This window comes from Peribacillus sp. ACCC06369, from assembly GCF_030348945.1.
Classification (GTDB): Bacteria; Bacillota; Bacilli; order Bacillales; family DSM-1321; genus Peribacillus.
Map to the genome: position 1 here is coordinate 5,041,005 of NZ_JAUCEN010000002.1, position 25,732 is coordinate 5,066,736.

Annotated in this window: 26 protein-coding genes; 3 read left to right on the forward strand and 23 right to left on the reverse strand. The window is 34.3% G+C overall.

Features of this window, described 5'->3' with window-relative positions:
- Window positions 1–32 precede the first annotated feature (32 nt).
- The 11 genes from desA to QUF78_RS25715 form a co-directional block, all read right to left on the reverse strand.
- The gene (desA, locus tag QUF78_RS25665) at window positions 33–1,079 is read right to left on the reverse strand and encodes a Delta(5) desaturase DesA (protein WP_289326907.1); all 1,047 of its coding nucleotides are present in this window, start codon (window positions 1,077–1,079) and stop codon (window positions 33–35) included.
- Between the two features lie 350 nt (window positions 1,080–1,429).
- A complete protein-coding gene (locus QUF78_RS25670; protein WP_289326908.1) occupies window positions 1,430–2,137 on the reverse strand; it encodes a response regulator in 708 nt (235 codons plus the stop codon).
- The gene (locus tag QUF78_RS25675) at window positions 2,134–3,726 is read right to left on the reverse strand and encodes an ATP-binding protein (RefSeq protein ID WP_289326909.1); all 1,593 of its coding nucleotides are present in this window, start codon (window positions 3,724–3,726) and stop codon (window positions 2,134–2,136) included. The genes QUF78_RS25670 and QUF78_RS25675 overlap by 4 nt, the downstream gene beginning before the upstream one ends.
- Before the next feature lie 79 nt (window positions 3,727–3,805).
- Window positions 3,806–5,332, reverse strand: coding sequence for a tripartite tricarboxylate transporter permease (locus QUF78_RS25680; protein WP_289314446.1), 1,527 nt, complete (start codon window positions 5,330–5,332; stop codon window positions 3,806–3,808).
- Between the two features lie 18 nt (window positions 5,333–5,350).
- Window positions 5,351–5,806 (reverse strand): tripartite tricarboxylate transporter TctB family protein, encoded by a 456-nt coding sequence (locus QUF78_RS25685; RefSeq protein ID WP_289314445.1) that lies wholly within the window; start codon window positions 5,804–5,806, stop codon window positions 5,351–5,353.
- Window positions 5,807–5,863: 57 nt separating this feature from the next.
- Window positions 5,864–6,886, reverse strand: a complete 1,023-nt coding sequence (locus QUF78_RS25690; protein WP_289326910.1) for a Bug family tripartite tricarboxylate transporter substrate binding protein — start codon at window positions 6,884–6,886, stop codon at window positions 5,864–5,866.
- 156 nt (window positions 6,887–7,042) lie between these two features.
- A complete protein-coding gene (locus tag QUF78_RS25695; RefSeq protein ID WP_289326911.1) occupies window positions 7,043–7,969 on the reverse strand; it encodes an AEC family transporter in 927 nt (308 codons plus the stop codon).
- A gap of 153 nt (window positions 7,970–8,122) precedes the next feature.
- A complete protein-coding gene (locus QUF78_RS25700; protein WP_289326912.1) occupies window positions 8,123–8,995 on the reverse strand; it encodes a LysR family transcriptional regulator in 873 nt (290 codons plus the stop codon).
- Between the two features lie 333 nt (window positions 8,996–9,328).
- Window positions 9,329–10,243 carry a restriction endonuclease gene (locus QUF78_RS25705; protein WP_289326913.1) on the reverse strand — a complete coding sequence of 305 codons (915 nt, stop codon included), beginning with the start codon at window positions 10,241–10,243 and terminating at the stop codon, window positions 9,329–9,331.
- A 111-nt stretch (window positions 10,244–10,354) separates the two neighbouring features.
- On the reverse strand, window positions 10,355–11,863 hold the full coding sequence (locus QUF78_RS25710; RefSeq protein ID WP_289326914.1) for a recombinase family protein: 1,509 nt from the start codon (window positions 11,861–11,863) through the stop codon (window positions 10,355–10,357).
- Window positions 11,864–11,958: 95 nt separating this feature from the next.
- Window positions 11,959–12,216 carry an acyl-CoA thioester hydrolase gene (locus QUF78_RS25715; RefSeq protein WP_289326915.1) on the reverse strand — a complete coding sequence of 86 codons (258 nt, stop codon included), beginning with the start codon at window positions 12,214–12,216 and terminating at the stop codon, window positions 11,959–11,961.
- A 153-nt stretch (window positions 12,217–12,369) separates the two neighbouring features.
- On the opposite strand from QUF78_RS25715, the gene QUF78_RS25720 reads away from it, so the two are divergent.
- Window positions 12,370–12,897 carry a hypothetical protein gene (locus tag QUF78_RS25720; protein WP_289326916.1) on the forward strand — a complete coding sequence of 176 codons (528 nt, stop codon included), beginning with the start codon at window positions 12,370–12,372 and terminating at the stop codon, window positions 12,895–12,897.
- 116 nt (window positions 12,898–13,013) lie between these two features.
- Window positions 13,014–13,910, forward strand: coding sequence for a hypothetical protein (locus tag QUF78_RS25725; RefSeq protein WP_289326917.1), 897 nt, complete (start codon window positions 13,014–13,016; stop codon window positions 13,908–13,910).
- 78 nt (window positions 13,911–13,988) lie between these two features.
- Here the strand turns inward: QUF78_RS25725 and QUF78_RS25730 are convergent, their stop codons facing one another.
- From QUF78_RS25730 to QUF78_RS25785, 12 genes are all read right to left on the reverse strand, one after another.
- Window positions 13,989–15,680 (reverse strand): phage major capsid protein, encoded by a 1,692-nt coding sequence (locus tag QUF78_RS25730; protein ID WP_289326918.1) that lies wholly within the window; start codon window positions 15,678–15,680, stop codon window positions 13,989–13,991.
- Window positions 15,664–16,905, reverse strand: coding sequence for a phage portal protein (locus tag QUF78_RS25735; protein WP_289326919.1), 1,242 nt, complete (start codon window positions 16,903–16,905; stop codon window positions 15,664–15,666). The genes QUF78_RS25730 and QUF78_RS25735 overlap by 17 nt, the downstream gene beginning before the upstream one ends.
- A 17-nt stretch (window positions 16,906–16,922) precedes the next feature.
- On the reverse strand, window positions 16,923–17,183 hold the full coding sequence (locus QUF78_RS25740) for a hypothetical protein (RefSeq protein WP_289326920.1): 261 nt from the start codon (window positions 17,181–17,183) through the stop codon (window positions 16,923–16,925).
- Window positions 17,180–17,725, reverse strand: a complete 546-nt coding sequence (locus QUF78_RS25745) for a P27 family phage terminase small subunit (RefSeq protein WP_289326921.1) — start codon at window positions 17,723–17,725, stop codon at window positions 17,180–17,182. Before QUF78_RS25745 ends, QUF78_RS25740 begins: the two co-directional genes overlap by 4 nt.
- Before the next feature lie 127 nt (window positions 17,726–17,852).
- Complete coding sequence (locus QUF78_RS25750; protein WP_289326922.1) at window positions 17,853–18,143, reverse strand: peptidase M23; 291 nt, start codon at window positions 18,141–18,143, stop codon at window positions 17,853–17,855.
- Between the two features lie 232 nt (window positions 18,144–18,375).
- Window positions 18,376–19,419, reverse strand: a complete 1,044-nt coding sequence (locus QUF78_RS25755) for a short-chain dehydrogenase (RefSeq protein WP_289326923.1) — start codon at window positions 19,417–19,419, stop codon at window positions 18,376–18,378.
- Window positions 19,420–19,694: 275 nt separating this feature from the next.
- The gene (locus tag QUF78_RS25760; protein ID WP_289326924.1) at window positions 19,695–19,892 is read right to left on the reverse strand and encodes a peptide ABC transporter substrate-binding protein; all 198 of its coding nucleotides are present in this window, start codon (window positions 19,890–19,892) and stop codon (window positions 19,695–19,697) included.
- Window positions 19,893–20,000: 108 nt separating this feature from the next.
- The gene (locus QUF78_RS25765; protein ID WP_289326925.1) at window positions 20,001–21,860 is read right to left on the reverse strand and encodes a DEAD/DEAH box helicase family protein; all 1,860 of its coding nucleotides are present in this window, start codon (window positions 21,858–21,860) and stop codon (window positions 20,001–20,003) included.
- Between the two features lie 29 nt (window positions 21,861–21,889).
- Complete coding sequence (locus tag QUF78_RS25770) at window positions 21,890–22,066, reverse strand: DUF5659 domain-containing protein (protein WP_289326926.1); 177 nt, start codon at window positions 22,064–22,066, stop codon at window positions 21,890–21,892.
- 181 nt (window positions 22,067–22,247) lie between these two features.
- The gene (locus QUF78_RS25775) at window positions 22,248–22,544 is read right to left on the reverse strand and encodes a hypothetical protein (protein WP_289326927.1); all 297 of its coding nucleotides are present in this window, start codon (window positions 22,542–22,544) and stop codon (window positions 22,248–22,250) included.
- 127 nt (window positions 22,545–22,671) lie between these two features.
- Complete coding sequence (locus QUF78_RS25780; protein ID WP_289326928.1) at window positions 22,672–23,250, reverse strand: hypothetical protein; 579 nt, start codon at window positions 23,248–23,250, stop codon at window positions 22,672–22,674.
- A gap of 186 nt (window positions 23,251–23,436) precedes the next feature.
- Window positions 23,437–24,801, reverse strand: a complete 1,365-nt coding sequence (locus QUF78_RS25785; RefSeq protein ID WP_289326929.1) for a serine/threonine-protein kinase — start codon at window positions 24,799–24,801, stop codon at window positions 23,437–23,439.
- Window positions 24,802–25,225: 424 nt separating this feature from the next.
- On the opposite strand from QUF78_RS25785, the gene QUF78_RS25790 reads away from it, so the two are divergent.
- Window positions 25,226–25,624 carry a hypothetical protein gene (locus tag QUF78_RS25790; protein WP_289326930.1) on the forward strand — a complete coding sequence of 133 codons (399 nt, stop codon included), beginning with the start codon at window positions 25,226–25,228 and terminating at the stop codon, window positions 25,622–25,624.
- Window positions 25,625–25,732: the final 108 nt, after the last annotated feature.

Here is a 25,732-nt window from a genome sequence, read left to right on the forward strand (position 1 = left end):
AATGGAAATTGAATGGTTTTTTGATGAACTATTTATTTTTCTTGAAGACTTGGACGTTTATTATTGATTTCCACCTTTGATTTTGTTTCATTTAGACGTTCCTTAATCTCTTTAAAACTTACAAACGTCTTGTTTTCTCCATCATAAAGGCGGAAGCGAAGCGATCTTAAACTTGAACTAAGGGTGATTGTCGTTGCCTGCTGCAAAGGCAGGGTGGAATCATGGACTTTTTCCAGATTATAGTTCGGCACCCTTGGACTAAGATGATGCACGTGGTGGAAACCGATATTACCGGTTACCCATTGCAAAACCTTTGGAAGCTTATAATAAGAACTTCCATCAATGGCAGCCTTCACGTAATCCCATTCCGATTCCTCTTCGAAATAAGAATCTTCGAACTGATGCTGTACATAAAACAACCAGATGCCCAGTGATCCCGTTACAAAAAGCATCGGTACCTGGATCATCAGGAATGCCTGCCATCCGATAGCCAAGCATAAAAGACCATAAATTGCCACGATTGCGGCATTTGTCAAATACGTATTCATCCGTTCCTTCTTTTTAGCGCCTTTTTTATTCAGACGATTCGATACAAGAAATAGATAAAATGGACCTAATCCAAACATGACGATCGGATTTCTATATAAACGGTAAGCCAGACGCCCCCAGAATGAAGCGGCTATATATTCATCAACGGTCATGATCCAAATATCTCCTGTACCGCGTTTGTTTAAATTACTGCTTGTGGCATGATGTATGGAATGGCTATGCTTCCATTGCTCATAAGGAAATAATGTAACGATTCCACTGATTGTACCCAGGATGCTATTCGCTTTCCTGCTTTTGAAAAACGATTGATGACAGCAATCATGGAAAATGATGAAAATCCTGACTACGAATCCTGAAGCCAGGACGGCCAATGCAAGGGTCAGCCAGTATGAAATGGTTAAGCTTTGATAAGCTAAAAACCATAACAGGAAAAATGGCGGAAATGTATTTATAAGCTGTTTCACACTTGATTTAGTATTGGATTTTTCAAAAGGGGCAATATCTTTTCTCAATTGTTTATGATTACTCATGATTTCCTCCTCATATATTTTATATAGAACTTGGAGTGTTTTAATTGATTGGTTAGCTTGCATATTTCGCAAACTTTAGTTATGCCTTGGCAGCATTTGTTCCTTAAGTATAGGATTAATAACCGATCTTCTATAGTCATAAACGTCAATTTGCTGGCATGACAAATGTCATATACTTGTCTACTTCATCACTTTTCACACGTATTTTTTCCTTTTTCATCATTTTTACCCCTCAAGAAACAAAAATCCCATCAACCAAACCACGTTTATTCAAATTCCAATATCCCAATACCGAGCCAAATATTTATTCGATTAAACACAAAAAAAGATCCGCCACCTGGCGAACCCATTCAAAACCTGATGGCGTAAACCCGTTCAGGCCGGCCTACCGTGCCATAGGTTAAATCGGCATCAATTTTATCCTCGGATATCAAGTGTTCAAGATAACGTCTTGCCGTTGTCCTACTCACCCCGATTTCCTTTGCCACTATCTCGGCAGTTAACCCAGGGGAGGCTTTCCCCAACACAACCATCACCTTCTCCAAGGTCATCCGATCGATCCCTTTTGGCAGTGAAGTCATTTCCCTTTCCTTTTCATTCATTTCCTTCCGTAAAAGCTTATCAACCTGTTGCTGCGTTACGGGGAAATTGCCCTTTTCCATTTCAGACAATTTTATATAATACTCTTGATATCGGCACAAGGACTGCTTGAAACGCTCAAATGCGACAGGCTTGATAATATAATCAAATATGCCGATTTTGATGGCTTCCTGGACTTTTTCGATTTCTTTAGCTGCCGTTATCATAATGACATCCATTTGTTTGCTTTGCTGCTTGATCTCTTTCAAGATATCGAGCCCATTCATATCCGGAAAGTACATATCGAGCAGTAATAGATCCGGCTGCATGATTTCAATGAAGCTTTTAGCCTCGACATAACTTGATGCGATCCCGACCGTTTGAAACCCCTCGATTTTTTTGATGAATAGCTTTTGTATCTCGGCAATCCGTAAGTCATCTTCTACGATCAAAACTTCTATATCGCGATGTGCCTTCATTTAATCACCCCTCTGTTTTTTGGTATGGCTACGGTAAAGATCGTATATTCCCCTTCTTTCGTCGAAAAAGTAATAGATCCCCCTAATCCATCAATTGCTTCCTGAACTAGGCTCAACCCTATACCTGAATTGGTTTGATGATTTTTCGTCGTAAAACCGTTCTGGAAAATCCGTTCGGTAACATCAGAATTCATTCCTCTTCCATTATCTTCAACTTCGATGATCAGCTCTTTACCCAAGTCCGTGACGAATAACGAAACCCTTTTTTCCTCCCTTTCGTTTTCCCGTACAGCTTCGAAGGCATTATTGATAAGGTTGCCGATGATCGTAACTAATAAATCCCGATCTATTTCGGACGGAATATCCTTAAAACTGCTCTCTCTATCAATTGTAAAATCAATTTTCAGCTCGCTGGCTAAACTTACCTTCCCTAGGATGAACCCAGCAATAATCGGATCAGGAACTTCCTTCATCAGAAAGTGAATGAAGCCTTGGGTAACATCGACTTCCTTCGATATGAAATCCATCGCTTCTTTATGGGAACCCAGTTGAATCAAACCTAGTAAAGTATAAAGCCGATTGGAATATTCATGTGTCTGGGCCCTCAGCCCTTCTGCATAAGCCTTTACATGTGATAGTTCTTGAAGGAGATTGGATAGTTCAGATTTATTCCTCAAACTTGCAACCGCACCGATGACTTTACCCTGTCCATTCAAAATGGGAATCCGGCTAGCCAAAAAAACTTCACCGTCAATCATGAATTCCTGATCATACTCGGCCTGTGCTGTGCTGACTACATCAAGCAAATGTGTATGCGTTATGACTTCTTCAATTTTTTGCCCGCGAAGCATGATGTCTTTAGGGATATGTAGGATTTTATGCGCCGTTTCATTGACGACGGTGATTCTCCCATGAACATCAATGGCAATGATACCTTCATGAATCGATTCCAAAATGGCATGCTTCTCTTGAAACATCCAGGCAATCTCTTTTGGCTCCAGTCCCAATATCGCCTTTTTTATATTGAATGAAATGAAAAAGGCTATCAATAGACCTCCGATTAAGATAAAAGAGATGGTCCATACTATCTTTCTTTGTATTCTGGACACTTCTTTTTCAATATCATCCTGAAGGTAGCCAACAGAGACTACTCCAATGACTTTTCCATTTGCCATTATCGGGGATTTCCCCCTTATGGAAGGACCCAATGTCCCAGTTGACTCCGTGATGATGGATTTCCCATTCCAAACCTCGCCATTATCTCCCCCTACCATTTTCTTCCCGATCAAATTAGGATCTGGATGGGACAGCCGTTTTTCATTCTCATCTCCTATTACTATAAATTCCGCATCGATCTGCCTGCGAATCTTTTCCGCAATGGGCTGAATGATTACTGAAGGATTATCATTTCGAAAAGCTTGTTTAATTTCAGGCAGCAAAGAAATGGTCTGGGCAACCGACAATGCTTTTTCCCCTGTTTCCTGTTTCAGGTTATTTTCTAAGATATTTATAAAAAGAACTTCAAAGATTCCACCCATTAAGATGATTAACGTACAGATGCCCAGCATCAACTTTGTGTGTAAACGCATTCAATCACCTCTTCTACATCATATAAAAAAAACCCCCTTCAAAAAAGGGGTTTTTTTCATAACATTCAGAAAATATGCATTAACCTTCAATATTGATGACAACATCCTTCCCTCTCTTCTTAAGTAAAACCGGAATGAGCAACCATAATGCCGTTACAATCAGGAAGGTCAGGGAAAGCGGCCGAGTGAAAAACAAGCTGTAATCCCCATCGGATATCGTCAATGCCCTGCGCATATTATTTTCTATCATCGGTCCTAAAACCAGCCCTAATACCAATGGGGCGATTGGATAATCATTTTTACTTAAGAAATATCCCAAGACCCCGCATCCTAATAATAGCAATAAATCATAAGTCGATACTTGTACCGCATAAACGCCAAAAATGGAAATCGCGATAATGATCGGAATCAAATATTTCTTTGGCGTTTCAATGATTTTCGCAAAAACCTTAACGAGCGGGAGATTAAGGATGAGGAGCATCAAATTCCCAATGAACATACTGGCGATGAGACCCCAGGCCACCTGAGGATGATCCTCGAATAATAATGGACCAGGCTGGACATTGTACATCATGAGCGCCCCCATTAAAATGGCCGTTGTACCGGAACCTGGAATTCCCAGCGTCAATAATGGGATCATCGCCCCCCCGGATGCCGCGTTATTGGCCGTTTCAGGTCCAGCCACTCCAGCGATCGTCCCCGTACCAAATTTCCCAGGTTTTTTTGAGATCCGTTTTTCCATAAGGTATGAGAAGAAAGAAGCAAGAGTGGCCCCTGCACCAGGCAGGATTCCTACAAAGAAACCCAAGAGCGATCCCCGGGCAATGGGACCCGCAGATTCCTTGAATTCTTCTTTGGAAGGAATCAAATTATTGATCTTCGCGATTTCCCCATCTTCCTCTTCTTTTTCCAAGATTGTCTTGAATACTTCTCCAAGGGCGAATAGTCCCACTGCAATCGTCAGGAATTCGACCCCTTGATATAGCCATGGTATATCGAATGTAAAACGGGCGATACCTGATACATTATCAATGCCGATCGTCGCGATCAACAAACCACAAACTGTCATGATCAGTGCCTTGGTTACGGATTTTCCCGCGAGACCACTGACAGCCGCCAGCCCTAGAAGCATGAGCGAAAAATACTCAGCCGGACCGAATTTGATGGCAATCGTCGATAATGGCTGAGCTAAGGCAATCATGGCGATAAGGGTGACGATCCCTCCAACGAAAGAACCGATGGCCGAAATGGATAAAGCACTCCCCGCTCTGCCCTTCTTCGCCATTTGGTAGCCATCCAATGTGGTGACGACAGAAGAAGATTCGCCCGGTGTATTCAATAAGATCGAAGTTGTCGACCCTCCATACATCGCTCCATAATAAACACCAGCAAGTAAAATGATGGCGCTTGTCGCCGCTTGCTCTGGTGGAAGTCCACCTGTAATGGAAGCAGTTACCGGAATTAAAAGAGCCACACCGCTCATCGGCCCGATTCCCGGCAAGACGCCGACTGCCGTTCCAATCAATACTCCGACAAATGCAAAAAGTATATTATACCAAGTAAGTGCCGTTTCAAATCCTTGAATTAAATAATCAAAAGTGCCCACTTGCCATCCCCCTTCCTTTTATGAAAACCAGATTGGCCAACCCGGCAGTGTTCCCTTTAAAACATTCACGAATAAAAAATAGATGATTCCGGAAAACCCTGCGGATATGATGAGCGATGTCACCCACTTATTCCGTTCCATCGTTTGAAAGCAAACAAACAAAAAGAGGAAGGTCGTAATGACATATCCTATCGTTTCCAATGTCAAAATATAAATCAATGTGGAGAGTACAATGATGATAAAGGGCTTATATTCAAACTTTTCCTTACTCGATTCCTGCCTCTTGCCCCGATATGACTCATAGAACAGGCGAATGCTTAAAGCAGCAAGGACGAGTCCCAGTACAAAAGGGAAAATGTCCGGTCCTACCGAACTTCCATAAGAAGAACTGGCCAGTTTCCTGCTTCCAATCATAAACAGCACTCCGACAGCCAGAAAGGCTACAGATGCAAAGCGATCAAATTTCACGTCCATCCTTATCCCTCCATTTCAGAAAATAAGAAGAAGGTGAAAGCACCTCCTTCTTCTCCATTATTTTTCCATGCCTAAAGCTTCCAATAATTGCTGCACCTGTTTCTCCTGTTCTTCTAAAAACTTGCTGAATTCCTCACTATTTTTATATTCTTGTTCCCATCCTTGAACTTCCACTTCCTTTTTCCATTCAGAAGTTTCTACTAACTTTGCAATGGATCCGTCCCAAAAGGTTTTCGCTTCCTCGGACATATTCTGAGGTCCAAAAACGCCTCTCCAAATCGTGAATTCCGCATCAACACCCTGTTCCTTTGCAGTCGGTATGTCTTTTAGATCTCCACCCAAACGTTCAGTCGAGGTTACGGCCAACACTCTAATCTTTCCTGCCTTTAAAAATTCCCTGACACTTGATGCATCCGTTCCGATTACATCCGCATTTCCACCAAGCAATGCCGTAATCGCTTCCCCGCCACCGTCGTACGAGACGTACTTAAGTTCTGTTGGATTCAAACCATATTCATAGGCTGGAAGAATGGAAATCAAATGATCCATGGATCCCGGAGCCGATCCTCCTGCAAAAGTTAACTTACGCGGATCTTTCTTCACCACTTCCAGCACTGATTTCAAATCCTTGAATTCAGAATCCGCCTTTACCACTATCGCTCCATAATCCTTTGTCAGCTGCGCCAAAGGAGTCGTATTTTTATATCCATAAGGACTGTTACCCTCTTTTTTAAGGTTATTGATGATGACAGGCGGTGAATTCACGAACAGCATGTCATTATTATCCGCTTGCTGTGTTGCATAATCCGCCATGAAGACAGCACCCCCGCCACCGGGTTTGTTTTCGACGGTTAATGGCTGGTCCACCAGTTTTGTCTCACCCAAGACCTTTGTAAATGAACGGGCGGTTAAATCCCATCCCCCGCCTGCACCCGACGGAGCAACGATCGTTATGGCCTTTTTCGGATAACCTGTACTTTCTTTCTTTTCTCCCGATGTATCCGCACTGCTGCATGCACCTAAACTTAAAGCTAACGAACCTGCCAATATGACTGCAGAAATCTTTTTACGAGAAAACATATGAATCCTCCTTTGAAAGCGTTTTCTTAATTCTACAAAAATATCTTCCACATCTTTAATTATCCACCTAAAATACATAAATTCCATAATCTCCATATTGTTCATAAAGTTTTATGGGGAGACATTGGGAAAAGACTGCCCATGAGGGCAGCCCTGCTAAAATAGTATTTTTGATAGATATACGACCATCGTTACCGTTATACTGCTGAATAACGTCGACATCAAGACCGCCTGTGCCGCATATTCCGGATGGTTATCATATTCCAAAGCGAATAATGCGCTGTTTCTTGATGTTGGAAATGAGCTTGCGATGAATAATCCCTGAGCGACAGTCCCTTCCAATCCCAGCATGAGAATGATAAGGTATGCGATGGATGGTGAGAGTATTAATCGTCCAATCAAGCTAAGGATAAGCGGAAGCGGGAAATGCGTAATTTTCAAGTAGGCACTCTGAGCACCCAATGTAATCAGGGCAATCGCTATGAAAGCACTCGCGATATTATCGATGGGGGTCCATAAGAACAGAGGAATATCGAAAGAAGTGGCCTGTAAAAGAAAACCGAGTAATAGAGCATAAATGACTGGATTCTTCAAAAACTCACGAATGGCACCCTTTGCACTTTTTGTATGGACGGAAACGGAATTCATCAATCCATAGGTATAGGTCAACAGGTTTTGAAAAATGATCACGATGACTTGGATCGACAGGCCAAGAGGATTGCCATGAAAAACCATCTGGCTGACGGGTAAACCGAAATTGGCTGAGTTATTCAGGACCACACTATTTTTAAACGTGGCAGAAAGACTTTGATCAAACCGGGCAAGTTTAGCAATCACTGTACTCACGATGATTAGGCTTAATGCTTGAAGAGCAAGGAAGCTGAATATCTGGACGATCATCCCCCCGCCCATATTGCTTTGATAGATATTGACAAAGCTAATGGCCGGCATGAGCAGGAAGTGATTCAATTTAGACAGCGTATTCATATCCAGTTTGAATTTACGATGAAGGATTGACCCCGCCCCTATAAGGAAAAAGACCGGCACAATGACATTCAATACGATTAGAAATAGGACACTCATTTGACTTCCTCTCCATTCCATAGGCAAGTTCCTGATGATTTATATCTCCCATCTATCATAATGCCGGGAAAACCATAATTAAAATACCAATAAATTATCGTTAACCATTCAAAAATGGAATGATGAAAAAGCACAGAAGTTTCTGCGCTTCATTTAAATATCCCTCATGAAATCGACACCTTTGACAAATTGGACAAACTCTTTGACCAGTTTTAATTCCAGCGACTTTTCATGATATAACATCCACGTATTCCTAATAAGGGGATTACCTTGCTTATCCAAAAGGTCCCATTGACGAAGATTTTGGTCTTTCTCCAATAAAACGCTAGGAAGAATCCCATACCCCAACCCATTCCTGACCATTTCTTTGCATGTATCCCCTTTGTCCACTTCCATCCCCACCAAAGGAGGTCCTGAAAAATTATCTCTCCACCAATTATCAATCATTGTTTTTAAAAGGGCATCGGTCCCATAATCGATCCTCGGCAATGAAGGCAGGTCCCGGACCTCTATTTTCTCCTTAGAAGCAATACAAATCGTTTCCTCAAAAAGATGGTGCCTTGACCCGGACCATTGATAGTCCCCCCGAACGATCCCCACATGCACTTCTTCCTTATAAATGAGGTTCAGTACTTCTTTACTCCATCCGGTAGTCACCTGGAAATCCACCTTAGGATATCGCTCACGGAATATTTTTAACAGGCCAGGCAATTTATGCAGCGTAATATAGTTGGAAACACCCAGCCGTAATGTCCCACTGATCTCCTGACCCATATTGAACGCTGTCTCTTTTATCTGACGGAGCCTGATCAGCATCTCATCTGCACAGATGGCCAGATACTCCCCTTGAGGGGTGAACTGCACTCCTCTTGTTCCCCGCTCCACAATCTTTAAATTGAATTCCTTCTCTATTTGTTGAATTCGTTTCGTTAGAGAGGGTTGCGAGATATATAAACTTTGCGCCGTTTTAGTAATATTCTTGTGTTCATGCAACATCTTTAAAATATGCCAATCCCTTTCGTTCATAACCCTTCCCCCGATACGCTTTTCCTTGAATGCTTTATCCAAACTGTATCACAAATGGCATGTAATTTTACGATACCTTCCACCTAAGAATAGCCTATGTACAAAAAAGCCACCTTTCCCCCTTCCTTTTGGCTTTTGGAAGGACTCCAAGGCGAACAGTTCAGTTCTAGTTTTATCTTGTTGAACGAATGGAAATTTTTCATATGCTAAACAATTATACTTTCATTAGGTCTGTCTTTAGTTACAGTTCAAGTTCACGGTGATTCATAGTTATAAACCACTTTTATTAAGGAGAATATTTTTATATTACCCTTAATAAAAGTGGTTGTACCATTAAAGCTCAAATTCACTAATATACTTTGGAATAAAATCAAACCAGTTTCTGCCTAACGTTTCATCAAGCAATTTTAATAAGTCGTTTCCACCTATTAATTCAAGACTTAAATTTTCATCAACAAATTTAATTGACCCTTGAGTAAACCCCTTTGCACCAATTAATACTCCCTTTGTTACTTTTGCACTTGTAATTGTCCCTAACAAATTCCTTGGATGATCTACCTCAACATTATCTTTATATCTCTTACACTCAATATATAAAGTCTCCTTTTTACTTATCACATTGCTTACTGCTATAACATCTTTACCGCCATCTATTGAAGGAGGAGTTAGGGTAACATTATAGCCCAATTTTTTGTATAGTTTAGCTATTAAACATTCAAACTCACGAGGTTTTAGTGTCAACAATGTATCTACACTATAATCATTTTTAAAATACCGCGCTCTAATTAAAACTTGAGCATCAAGCAACCCTGTTATAGCGTTGTCCGGTAAATAAAGAAAATTGGCTATATAATATGCATCCAACACATCTAACGCCCTATCTGGTGAGTGCTCGAGAAGATCTAAAACCCATGTTAAACCTTCAAAAGCAAATGGAGCCCTGAGAAGTCGGCGATAATATTCACTCCTGTATTTTTTCAAGTTGCCTTTATCAGCAATCATCATTTTCCTATTCAGTTCATCTGTACCGTAACTTTGTGTGACAACAATTAACATTCTTAATAAATCTTTAAATTCATCATCACTAAATTCTTGTATTCGATTTATGTATTCATTCAAATATTCTTCAGATGGAAAGCAGTTGTTAGGAAACAATTTTGCTCTTTTAGGAGTTTTCATTAAACCAAGCCATTTATCTAGTGACATATTTCCTTCTTCAATTAATGTTGGACAGTATATTACGCTCAATTTGCTACCTTCTTTCTTTAAAATATATCTATATTATAAAACAAAACATTACATATTTTTACTTAATTTTTAATTTGAGGAAGACAAAAAAACCCACACAACTAATGCGGGTCAATGAAATTCAATATTAATTTGTACGCTATCTCCGTCACGAATTAATTCAATTCTGTCAATAATTTCCTTAGCAAGCGTGTTCAATTCTTTCCTACTAATATCATCTGTGTTCCACGCTTCCTTAAATTGTTTAATTGCCTGAAGACGGTCTTCGTCAGTTCGTTCATTATCAGCCAACGCAATTGATCGTTCAATAGAACGTATTTCATCCATTTTATCTTGAATTCGAGATTGTAGTTTATCCGTCTTTGCTTTTAATTGATTTTTATCAAGTAAACCCTCAATATATAAATCCTTTACTCGTTCCAAACCTGTTTCCATTTGGTTTAACTCTTCTTGTTTACTCTTTAGTGCTAGTTGAAAGGTAGAATTATCACTTTGTTTACTTTGGAATTCACTATTTAGTAATTGCTGTTCATACTCTTCAAGGTCAAACATTAATTGGGCATATATAATTTCAACGGTCATACCTCTATTTTTACAACGGTTCCCCACACGATCGGTCGTCAAACAAGTCTGAACATAAGTTTTTCCGTTTGGTTTACTTATAAATGACCTTGTCCTTTTGCATTTACCACAATAAAGCAATTTCGATAACACTTGAATATTTTTCCTTGAACCTTTTGGAAGAATTCTCCTCGATTCAATAATTGTCAAGATTCTTTGATGTTCTTCTTCGGTTTTTAATGATTGATGAGTACCATTTGCAACAATCCACTCTGTGCGTTCTTTAACTTGAACCCCTCGAGCGTTTGGTTTGGTCTTGCGACTATTACCTGTTGTTTTTCCATATATAATTAATCCTAAATGAACTTCGCTGGTTAATACTCTACGAATAGAATTTTCATGCCAATCAGCATTCTTACTTGTCTTAATACCTAGTTTATTTAATTCCCATGCAATTTCATGTGCAGGCTTCATATCTTCAATAAACATCTTTTTCATAAGGTTATAGACTTTTGCTTTTTTGGAGTCAATATCAAGTTCTCTTGTTATACGATTATACACGTATGGATATGGTGGAGATCCGTTAGTCCATTTACCTGCTTTTGCTCCTTGCTTTTTACCACGAAGCATTCTCTTTTTTATCATCTTATACTCATGGTTTGCAAAGACCATTTCAAAGTTATTAATTAAAGACTGGTCATCATCATTGAAATTATATACTTTGTTGGTTGGTGTAATTACTACTGTATTTGACTCTCGGAAAATCCTGCTTAACCGCCCCATATCTTCGAGGTCTCCACGTATCAAACGATCCAAATCAACAACCAAAACAGCATCATAAAGGTCTTGTTCCACATCTTTTAATAATCGAAGCATTTCAGGCCTCGAATCAATGTGTTCAGAGCTTCCTATCTCTTTATATATTTTATACTTTAGGTTGTTTTTGGATATGTACTCCAATAACAATGATTCATGTTTTGCAAGAACATCCTCTTTACCATCAGTTTCGTCTCTTGATTTTCTTAAATATATCGCTACTTCTTTAATGTTTATATCCATTACGTGCCAACCCCATTTGTCATGTAATATATATTTATTATAACAAAATATGGAAAATATTTACATGGAATTATTATATTATTATAAATTTATTATTATTGAAATTGTAATACTTCATTATTTAATGTAGAAGAAATATTCTTCTCCGCAATTGCATTCATTCCATCTGCTAATCTATAAATTGCACTATCTGTAGGTACATTACTAGTTCCTGTTACCGTAAGCTTTCCAAATTTAAATTCGGTTCGTACTAATCCAATTTCTAAAACTTCACGACTAAGTAATTTCACATCTTCATTTATTATTCCAAAATAAGATTTCATATTCCTTACCTCAATTTCACTTTTTTTCATCGCGCGATTTTAAAATATTATATATAGAAGTTTTCAAACTGTAACCTCCGATGAAAAATATTTAAAAAAAGCAGGAAATTATAAAGGGATGAATTTACTTTTTATGGAATATTGAATACATGAGTATTTAAGAATAATTAGGAGGTTTTAAAAATGGAACAAAACAGGGAAAAAATTATGGAGGAATTGGCCAAAAGCTATTATGACTTTTTAATGAAATTACCCTTCGATGACGAACTTTATATGAAAGGAATCAGCGAAGGTAAAAGGAAGTTTTTAACAAACTCTCATATCTTTTTAGCCACAAGAAAGCTACCAAAAAAGAACAAACTCTACTCTACAGACTTTATTACCCCTTCCGCCTTAGAAAAAATAAGAAATAATCCACTTAAAGGATTAGAACTAGAATACGAACATATAATTCCTAAAGGTAAATATATCCACGAGATCTGTGAGAAAAAAGCAATGAATAAAACACTAAGCATAGAATTTATTAAAGACTTATTAATACGGTATTTATGGACTGCTACTGTTACAAAGCTCGAACATGACATCTTAAAGGAAATACCTTTTGATTGGGATGGTGATAACATCAAAATTAGGTACTCAAATGCTGGTATTACTCTGCTTCCCCATAATGTAAGTTATTTAAATTCACTAAATAAAATTGGAATTTTATGATAACAAATAAAATAGTAAGACTAACTGACTGGTACATCAGAATTAACTTTATTGTTATTTTTTACAATCAATGGTGATTTGACATACAAAAAGATTTTTTTTACAGGAGGAGTGCCATGGGAGGGAAAATGTGGGATAAAATTGAGCTTTATTTTTTTGATATCATCGGAATACTAATACCTGGAATTATATTTCTTTCAGGAATTACTTTTACTTCTTTATTTTTAATATCTGGAGACCTTAATATGAATTTTAATGAAATCTTCTTTATTGATATTTTAATAAAAACAAGTAAAGAGTTAACTAAAAATATGTTGTTTTTCGTTGTTTTTTTTCTGTTTAATGCTTATTTAGTGGGTATTGTTATAAAGGTTTTATCAAAATTATATTATGAAATTTTTGAAATAATTTTTGATAAATTTCTAAACAGGAAATTTACTGAATGGTGGAAAAAGAAGCAAAAAAGAAAAGAACCTGATTTAGTTCATTCTGAAAAAGATAATAATTTTTGGAATAAATTTATTAAAGAAATATTTGAATTTGGCGTTGATAATTATAGAGGTGCTAATAAAGTTTTATTAGATGAATCAAAAATGATTATTAAAAAAAGATACAATACTGATTTCCCTAAAGATGATTGGTTATTCTTTGAAAAATTGTCAAAAATAATAATTTATTCTGAAAATATAAAATGTTTGAATGATACTTTTTTAGCTAAATATACTTTTTATCGCTCGTTATCTTTTATCTCTTTTTTACAAATATTTTTGATAGTAGTATTATTTTTTCTAGATTTCTTTCTAAAAGATTTATTAAATGATTATTCTAATTTATTGAAGATCCCTATATTCCTGATAATAATAAATATAATTTTTTGGTATTCTTTTCATGAGAAATATAAGAGATATTTTAGATATTGCGGAAATGAAACTTTAGTAACAGTTTATTACCATTTAAAGAAAACTGAACAAACCCCTGATTCGAATAAGGATAAAACTTTAATTCTTAAATAAATGTAGAATGTTATGGAATAAGCCATCATTTTAATATGATGGCTTATGGCTTATTCTAGTTTTTATTTATTATTATGCTTATTTAATTTTTAATAGTCGAATAGCTTGTTCATTGATGACATTACCATCAAGATACATATCAGCAACGATCAATTGAGAACCACGAAGTGCTTGTTGAGTATCTCCACTAATATGTTTTACTTCAATGCCTTTCTTAACAAGAGTTCCATATGCTCGACCCAAGTTAACTAGAGCAATTGCTTTATTTCCACCTGCGATATCAGGCATAGCATCGGAAATTTGTACTGGTAATCCAAGAACAGTGTAGTACTTGTATCCATTACCATTCTTCATATCTACCAAGTAATAGTTGTTATTACCATCTTTCAATTTAGATACAGTACTAAAAGTGCTACGATTCATAATAAATGCTGCACCTTCTATTAGCTGTGGATTCATAGAGTTAAACAATCCTAAAATATCATCAGTGCCAATCGCACCAACAGCAGCAGTTGTAACATATGAGTCAGATGGTAATGTTGCTGTTAAGAAACCTTGTGGTTGTTTTACACCATTACCATTTATAATTGCACGGTTAAGTGCATTAGCAATACGTCGAGCAACTAAATCTACAACATAAGCAACAATATCAAATCCGGCATCGTTAATCATATTCTGTGATAGTTCAACAGCAGCAGTTAGACGCTTTTGTTCTAATGTTACTTTTTCCATTGCGAAATCTTGAACTGTAGCGTTCTCCATTTCATCTAGCCATTGAGCTCCACCAATATCTGTCTCTTTTAACACATCAAGTCGTCCGCTTACTGATGGGAATTTTTTAGATAGGCTAAACAATGGAGCAACTTCTTCTAACTTCTTTACAATTTCATCAGCAATACTTGTTGGAACTACTAGTTGTCCTGGAACTGCACTTGTTGTAATTGCACGAACTTCTTCAGAATTAAAATGTGATTTTAAAAATGCTTCAAAACCACGTTTTTCTACAGTTGTGTCACTTGCACCTAATACTTCAATCATATTTATTTCCTCTTTTCCATCAATTTTTTTATTTAGAATTTCAATATCAAACTTTAATTTTGAAGTCCGAGTTTCTTCATCATTTGTTAGACCTCGTGCTTCAACTTCAATGGTTTCAGCAATTCCTTCTAACTCGCTAAGCAAATCATTTTTCTTTTCAATGAGTGCCTTTTTATTCATATCTTTTACCTCTTTTACTTCTTGAATATTTGGTATTTCAATATCTTCAACTAAATCAATTCCTCGAGCAGATATTGTAGAGCTTGAATAAGCTGGATCTCGAACAACTGAAACCTCGAATAAATCAAGTTCATTAACAGTACGTTCAAAGTGCGTTCCCATATTACGCCAAGAATCCTTGACTGAACGAAATCCAAATGACATGTTTTGTAGAATGCCATCTTTAATTAGTTGATAATAGTCTTTACCATAAGATGTTGGAGAGATTGTTGCAGTCATGTGTAAACCTTGGTCATCTTCAGAAAGTTTCAGTGAATCATTCCTTGTAGAAGCAAGAATTTTTGAATTATCATGCTCTGCTAAAAAATGAATCTCTTTTGCATTTTCTATAGCTTTTTGCCATGCACCACGTTTAATTACTTCTTTAAACTTTTGGTTTCGACCAAGCATTTTGCTCTTAGTTTCAGTTTTATTTACATATCCTCTGACAGTCATTGAACCATCTTCATTCGTTTGAATATCAGTTTTGTTGAACCTAAGTTCCATTTTCATTATTCATATCACCTACCTTACCTAGCATATTAGGCACTATAATTTCATTTTTTTTAGCGTCATAAAGTACGTGTCCTAGAGACCACATAAAATAATCTTTTTGAATCTTATTTTTATCAAGAATTGCTCGACCTTCGTTAACGCTATACAATCCTTTTTCAACTGCAAGACCTACTGTTTCAACTCGTTCCTTTTCAGTGGACCGTAAGATTTCAGAAGTATCGAAGCGGAAGTAATACCCATTATCCTTTTCATTTTCTAATAACAATGATTTATCCAAGGCCGATTCAATTGAAGTAATGATCGGTGATAAAGTGTATTGTAAGTAAGCTAAATTTTGTTGAGAGTTTGCACTGTACTTATTGAACTCTGCATTAATTAATGACTCGTCAATACCGAACAGCTTACAAATATCGGAATTAGTAACTTTTCTTGAGTTTGCTAATTGTAATTGTTCTGGATTTAATGCAATTGGTTTATACTCTATACCTTCTTCTAGAATGACAGTTTTTCCAGCATTCTTTGCACCACCATATAAACTTTCCCATCCTTCACGCAATCTTTTGATAGCAGCTTCTGATAGCCGATTCATAGATTGGATAACACCAATTGGTAAAGCACCATTCTTTAATAGATTCTTAGAATAAGCATTTTGTTCAAGCGCTAATTCTAAAATATCTACACCATGTTTCAAGATACCTTCATTACCTGAATCAATGATTATGATATCTTCGTAGTTAATTGGAACGTCTCCTGCAAAACCGTTGTAAATTACTTCGATATTTGAAAGAGTAATTCCATTTGTTGTGTACTGTTTGAATTGAATGTCTTTAGTTTTCAGTGCGTTGAGTGAAAGAATTTTGTTACCTTTCCGCTCCACATAAATAATGGACTTACCATAAAATAAGTAGTCCTTAACAATTTGCCTTTTAAAGTTTTGACTATCAGTGAAATAGTTTGCTTCGCCATTTAAAAACCTTGTCCTTTTATCAGGTACCTTCACAACATCTTGTCCATTTTCTTGATACAAATAGATTGGAAGTTGAGAAATTGTTCCCTCAATCAAATTTAAACAAGCAACTAACGAAGGAATTTTCATGGCTTGTTCCTCTGTTATATTTGAACCGCCTAGCAATGAAATAATGGCTAAACCCTGTCCATTACTTCTATAAATGGATCGTTCTTCAACTTCATTTTTCTTGTTGAATAATTCAAAAAGTCCCATTTTTAACCTTACACCTCCTACTTTGATATTTTAGATAATATTGCTAAGTATTTTTTTGCATCAGGTTTGGTCCATCTATTTTGGAATACGGCATCCTTGCCATACTCGTTGAGATAATCACCAATGTACTTCACATTGTTTTGAAGTTCTTCCTTATCAGCAAAGAATCGTTTATCACCTTGAACTAAATTATCCAAACCACCGAAAATCATCCAAACAAACATGTTATCAATCCCATATTCTTTGCCGTTCTCACTGAAGTTAAGCATTGTTCTCAATTTAGTCCCTCCTCATTTGCCGATTCAAAAAGTTTATCTAATCCGTCTGTTAATCCATTTAGATTAATGCCTTCAATAAAAACTGATTCACTAGCATTTTGTGCTAGCGCTGCTCTACTAGATGGAGTCAATCCAAATTCAGTAGCGATCGAATAAAATGTTTTAAGTGATTGTCTTCGCTCATTTAATGCAGGATTTGGTTTTTTTGCAGAACCTACAGCAGTATCAATAAACATTCCGTATTTCTTAATTTCTTTATCACATTCATCAGTCATATATAGAGCCTTTGCCATTTGGTACAAAGAAATAGTGTCGATACTTGATAGAATAGAATATAAACCTGCATCTTTTAACCATTGCAAAATGAAGTAATAATATTGCTTTGTCTTAGCATCCATTTTGTACAATACTGATGGATTATCAAGAGCGTCTTTACATTTTGCCATCACAATTTCTTGGTCTTTAGCTTTTTGCTTTTCTTCTTGTGTTAAACTTGTTTTATTTCCTTTTCTTAAATGAACGGGCATATGTTTTCTTGACAATTTTCAGACCTCCTCTACAAAATACTAAAACTACTAGCCCAAAAGATAAGCCTAGAGAGAGCGACGGTGCATAAGTTATACTGTAACGTTCCATCCTTTTTTCTAAGAATAGACGGGCGTATATTAGCTAAAATCTCTTCAATATATTTAATAAAATATTTTTTTCTCTATCATCTAACTTGTTGCTCACTATATACTTGTTCATCAGCACAAACATTATTCTATTATTCTTTAACTGTTGTATCTGTTGCTCTAATTGTTTCAACACTTGTGCATCCTCTGTCTGTTCTTCCAACTCATTGAGTGATTGGTTCTGTAAATCAATTAACTTTAATGTGTTATTAGCATTCATTAGTATTAATTCATCTATGTTACTCAATCGTTTATTTATTACATCTATTAACTCATCAATAACCAATGTTATTGCACCACCTTCTATCTGTTGTTTAATTTTATGTAAGTAATTAATTTAGTCTAAAAAAATAATGCTCCATCAAACTCTGAATAGTTTAATGGAGCACAAAGTAGTAACGGAAAAGGAGTTAACCGTTAATGAAGAATTAAAAGCACTAATTGAAAACGTAATAATATTATTTCCGTAATATCGTTACATAATATATTGGAGAATAATATCCTAATCGTGGACAGTTTTAAATTAATTTTTCTAGTTTATTTACCATTTTTTCAAAGCGTCTGCGATTGGTTTTATAGTTGTTGTCAGCCTTTAAACAAGCAATCAGATCCCCATGATAATAGTTCTTCAATAACTCAATTATTTGGATATCACCATTATTTAAATCTCCATTCTTTATACCTTTTTCAATAGCTTGTTCAACGTCAACGATCATAATTATTTCAGTTGGATTAGTTATTGAGCCTTTATCAGTAACAAGTAATTTAAAAATTTGATGGTGTTTATTTGTTGCAATATCCTCCGAAAATTCTAATACTTGGTTTTTATTTGCCTTTACACCACTTCTTTTTTGAAATGGCTCAAGTTTTGTATATGAACGAACAATTGAGGAAATATCACCAAACAACAATTCCTTAATTTTGCGTCTAGTCACCTTGATTCCTTTTACAGAACGTGTATTTTTCATTTCCGATAAATAATATTTAATTAAATTAAAACAGTCCTCTACGGGCCTTCTAGCACCCTCATTTGGTAACGTTTGATAGAACCACATATCTTCTATTGCTGCTCCTTCATTTATTAACTCATAATCGCCTTTTAGCAACTGATAAACTGTATCTTCATATTTAAGAAGACGTTCATTATTTATCAGCGCACTTGTAAGTTCGCCTTCTGCACTTGTTTCTTCATTATCATATGAATAGCTTGGTAATGCTTGTTCATTTAATTCAACATCTTTTAATCTTTTTTCATCTAAAATATTATACTCAGTTTTCTTTGTTGTAATATTCTCGGCTTGAAGAATATAAGTAGCTGATTGCTTTAAATACTGATAAATCTCTTTAGTGGTTCTAGAATCCTTATTAGCCTTCATTTCATTTGCACTGTAAAATTTATCGGTAAAATGTTTATCAGTAATAATATCTTCAATCTCTGCAATTCTATTTTCTGTCCCTTTTAAGTATTTAAAGTTCAATTTCTCCATTTTCTTATCCTTTTCCTTTTCTTTAACCAAAACAAAAAGAGCAGCACAATTTAGTCTGCTCCCATTTAAATTCATCTCTTCCTTGGTATATTGATGACAATGACTTATTTTTATCACTGAATTTATAATGAACCGTAGAATTACATAAAGTTAAATTCAATTCTTCTTTTCCAAATCTTGAACATTCGTGGATAGTGGTAAGTGTAAAATATTTAATACCACCATAAACATAAAGATAAAATCATAATTAAATTTCTTAATGCTTCTCTATAATAAAGATGTTTCACTACACACTCTCTCCTTTGCTTCATGAAAATAAAATAGCACTATCGGATTATGATAGTGCCTGATTAAATTTGATTCTTCATCATATTCCAGTATTTGTAAACATAAGATACAGAAACGGATTTAATACCAAGTACCTTAAGTTTTTCATTTAATTGAACCCAAGTTTGCTCATGAGTATAACCTGCACTTTTAAGTTCAAAAATTATTTGCTTTTTTAAAGCTACCTCTTTTTGTTTTTCAGTTATAACTTTTTCATTCATAATATTCTTACCCCCAGTTTATATTTTTAAAGGTAATACCTTTACAAAATATATGTGTACTAGAAGGCGATTTGTAAACCCAAATAACAATACTATTTTTAGATAATTTTAGATAACTGAACCCAACATTGCTTCTAACGCCGAGCTTTTACTACTTCTTTTTAATAGTGGTGAATTTGGAACAATATAAATTTTGGGTTCAACCTTTACACCATTAGCCCATTCAGCTTCAACATATTTTTCCCACTGTTGTGTTTTTTCATTGAACACTTCCAATCGTCCAGTAAATGGATCTTTAACAATTTGTAATTCCACTTCTTCATCCTCTTCCTCATTACTTTCTGTAACTTCTTGGACTTTCATAAATTCATGAGCTTTAATTAATTCTTTAAATGGCATTTTATTTTTTGTTTCCTCTTTAACTAATAAATTTTCTTTTTTGCTATTTTCCATTGCCGTTTCATTCTGTGACAAATTAGCACATGGTTGTATATATACAACGGTGTTGTTTTTTGTCACACTCCAGTAACGTGTTTGTTTTCCATTAATCCTAGTCCGTGGATTTTCAATTTTAAATCGGATGTCTTTGTCATTCAAAATATCATTAATACGTTTAAGACCTAACTTTTTTCTTTTATCTTTTGACCTAAATTTATAGTCTTCCATTAAAGTAACAATGAAATGTTTTTGCTCCTCATCAAACATTTTCACACCAGATAAACATTCTAAATATTCTATTAATTTTGTGTTTGTTAATTGCTTGTCCACATCAACAACTTTTACACCTTTGTAATACTGGCTTAATAGTTTTAGATAACCATGTTCTATAATGAATTCACACTGCCAAATTGTATCTTTTAACTTCATAATATAAAGCTCATTAATTTCAAAAGAGAAAGTTACGAAAGCTTCATTAAAATCGATCTTCGCAGTTATCCAAGCTGGGCAATTTTCTGAGTTAAAATTCAACCTGTTTATTTTCATATATTCAGAAACACCACAACTATTTTTAATATGATTAATGAGCTCTAATTCTTTTTCTGCGTCTGCTTTCCAACTTGTAATAGCTTGGTAATGCGGCTCCACAACTGCTCCAATAATTTTACTATTACGAATACGAGCGAACTGTTGGACAATTCCATGAACGCTGTACGGTCTTATTGATGCAACTAACTTCACATTATCATCCTCAATATTTATTCCTGCTTCAAGAGTGGAAGTGGTACAAAGAACTTTAGAGTTAAATTTCGTATTTTCTACTATATGATTTAATTCCTCCTTATTTCTGTGTTCCCCTAATTCATGAGTTTCAGAGCAAATAAAAGCACTATTTTTATATTTGTTTTCAACATCGTTCCAAGCATGGTTACCATTCCCGTAAAAAAATAATGCTTTATTATTTTTACTTTTCAATAAAGAATCAAAATGTTTGTCAAAAGTTTCAATGTTCTTGAAGAATAAAAGCTCGTCCAAGTTATGAATGGCCCTGTTTGGTGTATCAAAAATACCAATATCTAACATTTTATTCAGATTTTCTAATGGTTTTGGAGTACCTGTTAAAAAAAGTTTTATAGCGCTGCTATAACGTAAAAATGAAATAGACAAATGACTTTGTTTATTCCAAGCATCTGAAACAAAGTAATGAGCTTCATCACAAATAATAAATTGATAGTTAAGATATTTTTTTACTGCTTCTACATCTAGTTTTCTAACAAGACTTTCAATCGCTTGATAGTTCATTACTGTAATTGTATCTGGATTTTCTTTTATAAAATCCTCTAAATCGTACTTTATCTGAGCCTTCAAAGTATTTCTATGTGTTAAGAATAAAACCTTCCAACCTTGTTCCTTGCAGTATGGCAAGATTAAATTCCTTGCTGTATAAGTTTTACCTGCACCTGGCTCACGATAAATTGCATAGAACTTGTTAAACTCCATATCCTTTAATTGTTTTTTTGTAAGTAACATAATTTGTAAATCCCCTTTGTAAAATATTATTATTTATATGATTCTTTTTTTAAAGCCAAAACCGCAGTTTCAATAGACTTATTATGTTCAAAGTAGAACATTAGATAACCCGGTGTTTTGGCGTTCGGCTTTACTCTTTTCATCTTAAATCCTTTTGCCATAAGCCAATTAGCAACATCAATTGAGAACACTGGAAAATCATTCATTTTATATCCTCCGTTTATAAAAAACTAGTAATACCTTCAATATATATGTCGACTAGTATTCATTTTGTAAACCAAAAAAGTAATACTTTTTTAAAAAAAGAACAATAAATAAAAGACCCACTATTAGTGAGTCCACATTAAAAATATAATGATCGATATATTTAGAGATTAGACTCGCTATTTAAACCGAGTGATGTAAGTAACTTATACCATAATAATAGTCATTTAATTTTTGTTCCATTTCATATCTTTTTTCACCTTCAATAATATTTGTTATATTCCTCTCCATATCTTCAAATTTTAAAATTGTAGCTGTACTAACAAAGAGGCCAGGGGTTTGAATACGATAACCTTCAGATTTAATAAACCAATAATCTTTATCAATATTCAGCTTACGAATTTCATCATCTAATTCTTTTACTTTACTTTCTAATACTAATACCTCTTGCTCCAACATTGCTTTCGTTTTTCTTGCCATCTTCAATCACGCTCCATTTATTTTTTTGTTTTTTTGAAATACATTCACATTGTAGGTAGTTCATTTAAAAACGTAAACCAAACTTGAAAAAAGTATAAAAAAAGCTCACTAATAAATAGTGAGTTTTTTAAGAACGAAATAAATAAAAGAATGTATATATTAAATTAATTAGAAATAGAAATGATACAACAATAAATTTCCAATTGGTTTGCTTAAAATGTTGCTCATATTTTGTAATCTCATCTTTTAATATTATGTTTACTTTTTCAGTCAAAATTAATAATTCTTTTAAATTGTCTAGTATGGTATCTATATCGTTATGTCCTATGTAATGATTATTCATAGCTTTAAAGTGTCTTCTTACTTCTCCTATTAATTTATATCTATTTGCGGGTATGTAAGGAGCTACCATATTTACTGTTTGGTTAAAAAACTGTCTTGATGATTCTAGACTTTCTAATAATTCTTCTTCATCATAAGAATTATATAATTCAATTGAAAATCTTAAATCGCTTAATTTTAATGTAAGTTCTTCAAGTTTTACTATAGTATCATGCAAGCTTTCCAATTTTTTTTCTAAGTATGCATCTTCTCCTTTTCTTTTTAGATTTTCTTTCCACCTTATATGTTCTAATACTTGATTGATAGTTATGCCTAATAATGCAAAAGAACCTCCAATTAAAGCTGCAATTAATTCTTTACTCATTTACTGAATCTCCTTATCTATTAATAGATTATGTTAAGTATATAAAAACCAAGAAAAAATTTACATAAAAATCAAAAAGACCCACCTAATAAATGATGAGTCACATTTAAAATATTTATCGGTTTGAAAATATGATTTTCTTAAAATAGTTTTCCATATAAAAATGAGTTAAACTAAACTGAGCTTTCATACTTCTTCTAAATTAAACCTTATAAAGTCACAAAACTGATGGTCTGAAAAATATTGTTTCGCCCAACGACTAGCACGAGTATTATTGGATATTACTTCACCAATAATCATTATATGATTATTATTTGTTACTTTAGAAATTTCTTCTCCAAAGATTCTTGCAATATAAAATCGGTTATGTCTATGTGCTAATATTAAAACACTCTCAATAGCCTTTTCGTACAAATCCAAATTACCCTCTATTTGTTTTATTAAATCATAAAAAACAAAATTTGCAATTTTGTCTGTAAAATTAAATTCGTGATCTCCTTGTATTAATGACAAATAATTTTCAACAACTTCAAAAAATTCTTCTTCATAAAAAGTAAGCAACATTGCAAAGTCATACTCATCCATATTCATAAAATTTTCTGTATAAAGAATATAATCATTATGATATTTATTCAATAAATCGGCTATCTCTTTTAAATATATATGCTCTAATGAGTTATTATATTTTTCATAAATTATACTAAATTGACTTGTAGAAGTTTTTAAAGAGTCGTTTAACCCCATTATCATATTAATTCGATCTTTCATTTCTTGAATGGATCTAAATCTTTTATCCTTATTGCTATAAGTAGCTTTCCTTACAATAAATTTTAGTTTTGAATTGTTTATTTTATCAAGATCAATTGTAACAGGTAAATCATATGAAATTAATTCATACAGAATCTTTCCTAGAGAGAAAATGTCTGCCCTTTCATCCACTTCTCGTGAATCTGCATATTGTTCTGGTGCCGCATAAACGTCAGAGCCAAGTCCAACCTGAGTCCTAGTTAAATTGGTTTTTCCATTTAAAAATTTACCGAGTCCAAAATCTGAAATTTTAAGAATATCATGTCCATCTTCATTGTATACCAAAATATTTTCCGGTTTTAAATCACGATGAATTATTTCCCTCTCATGAGCATATTCTATTCCGTCCAATATCTGGTTAAAATAAAATACCGCTGTTTCATCATCCATTTTCCCAACGTTATTTTGTCTGTATTCATTCATAAAAGCTCTAAAATTAGATTTACCTAGGGGCATTGTATAGTACGCTACTCCTTTTTCTTTATCCCCAACGATACTGTCATCTAATGAAAAGTCAATGATTGAAACTATATTTTTATGTTTTAACTTGGAATGTATTCTTATTTCTCTATTGAATCTATCAATAGCTTCTTGATTTAGTTGCTCCGGTTTCAGAACTTTTATTGCTATTAATTCATTCTCATCAAATATGTGATTGCCTTTATATACATCACCAAAGCCACCATCACCCAAATGTTCTTCAAAAATATAAAGATATGGCTCTCTCCTTGGACTTTTTTCCATATTTATATCCTCCTACAGGCTGCTTTAAAACCCTTATTATTACAAATGGTAGTATAAATGAATTAAGTTATATTCTATGTAAATAATACCATATAATTCTAATTAACAACTTACTTTTGTGATACTTCAGAATAATCAAATGATAGAATTATTAAACACAATGTGTTCCAGATTTACGTGATACAAATAAAATTTCTTTAAAATAACCATCAAACTTTGCCAAATAAATGAAATAACATGAATTTAAAGCTAAATTACTTAGCTACACTTGGTCAAATACCTGATGCTGGTTATTTCAATCTAGAAATTTATCAAAGTTAAAATCTATGTGAAAATTATTTTTAGATTTACTGTGAGGACAGGCAATAATTTCAAACAAAATCATACGTATTAAAAATGGAATAAAAACAAAGGGGAGTTAAATATGGATAATGAATTTACGGAATTTCGACAGCACCCACTGCCTCAGCCAACACAACAACAAATCGATTATGTTGACTATTTAAACAATAATAAAAGTGAGATGCAAAGAGTGGTAAATGAGTACCAAAACCAAGGAGGGAATCCTGGTTATTATCAAGATTTCCGTACTTTACCAAATCCTCTTGTACTTTATAATTATACAGATAAATGGTCAATTATTATTGTAGGCCAATCTATTACAGGACCCTTTACAACCTACCTAGTTTGGATTCCTAATGGTAATATATTTCAACCAAATACCACTCAGCCTCCTTACCCTTTCTACACATATAATGCTTTTTTATTTCCTACTTTACAATTTAGATATTTATTCGAATTTAATACATGGTATATTTCATAATATTTTATAGTAAGGTAATGCTCTTACTTAATACTTAACAAAATAAATATTGTAGACAGTGTTATAAAATATCCTAAGACTTATATTTTGTAACACTTTTGTTTTATT

Coding starts and splice junctions, on each gene's coding strand:
- desA (WP_289326907.1), bottom strand. CDS start 1,079: ATGAGTAATCATAAACAATTGAGAAAAGATATTGCCCCTTTTGAAAAA.
- QUF78_RS25670 (WP_289326908.1), bottom strand. CDS start 2,137: ATGAAGGCACATCGCGATATAGAAGTTTTGATCGTAGAAGATGACTTA.
- QUF78_RS25675 (WP_289326909.1), bottom strand. CDS start 3,726: ATGCGTTTACACACAAAGTTGATGCTGGGCATCTGTACGTTAATCATC.
- QUF78_RS25685 (WP_289314445.1), bottom strand. CDS start 5,806: ATGGACGTGAAATTTGATCGCTTTGCATCTGTAGCCTTTCTGGCTGTC.
- QUF78_RS25690 (WP_289326910.1), bottom strand. CDS start 6,886: ATGTTTTCTCGTAAAAAGATTTCTGCAGTCATATTGGCAGGTTCGTTA.
- QUF78_RS25695 (WP_289326911.1), bottom strand. CDS start 7,969: ATGAGTGTCCTATTTCTAATCGTATTGAATGTCATTGTGCCGGTCTTT.
- QUF78_RS25700 (WP_289326912.1), bottom strand. CDS start 8,995: ATGAACGAAAGGGATTGGCATATTTTAAAGATGTTGCATGAACACAAG.
- QUF78_RS25710 (WP_289326914.1), bottom strand. CDS start 11,863: ATGGATATAAACATTAAAGAAGTAGCGATATATTTAAGAAAATCAAGA.
- QUF78_RS25715 (WP_289326915.1), bottom strand. CDS start 12,216: ATGAAAAAAAGTGAAATTGAGGTAAGGAATATGAAATCTTATTTTGGA.
- QUF78_RS25720 (WP_289326916.1), top strand. CDS start 12,370: ATGGAACAAAACAGGGAAAAAATTATGGAGGAATTGGCCAAAAGCTAT.
- QUF78_RS25725 (WP_289326917.1), top strand. CDS start 13,014: ATGGGAGGGAAAATGTGGGATAAAATTGAGCTTTATTTTTTTGATATC.
- QUF78_RS25730 (WP_289326918.1), bottom strand. CDS start 15,680: ATGAAAATGGAACTTAGGTTCAACAAAACTGATATTCAAACGAATGAA.
- QUF78_RS25735 (WP_289326919.1), bottom strand. CDS start 16,905: ATGGGACTTTTTGAATTATTCAACAAGAAAAATGAAGTTGAAGAACGA.
- QUF78_RS25755 (WP_289326923.1), bottom strand. CDS start 19,419: ATGAATTTAAATGGGAGCAGACTAAATTGTGCTGCTCTTTTTGTTTTG.
- QUF78_RS25760 (WP_289326924.1), bottom strand. CDS start 19,892: ATGAATGAAAAAGTTATAACTGAAAAACAAAAAGAGGTAGCTTTAAAA.
- QUF78_RS25765 (WP_289326925.1), bottom strand. CDS start 21,860: ATGTTACTTACAAAAAAACAATTAAAGGATATGGAGTTTAACAAGTTC.
- QUF78_RS25770 (WP_289326926.1), bottom strand. CDS start 22,066: ATGAATGATTTTCCAGTGTTCTCAATTGATGTTGCTAATTGGCTTATG.
- QUF78_RS25775 (WP_289326927.1), bottom strand. CDS start 22,544: ATGGCAAGAAAAACGAAAGCAATGTTGGAGCAAGAGGTATTAGTATTA.
- QUF78_RS25780 (WP_289326928.1), bottom strand. CDS start 23,250: ATGAGTAAAGAATTAATTGCAGCTTTAATTGGAGGTTCTTTTGCATTA.
- QUF78_RS25785 (WP_289326929.1), bottom strand. CDS start 24,801: ATGGAAAAAAGTCCAAGGAGAGAGCCATATCTTTATATTTTTGAAGAA.
- QUF78_RS25790 (WP_289326930.1), top strand. CDS start 25,226: ATGGATAATGAATTTACGGAATTTCGACAGCACCCACTGCCTCAGCCA.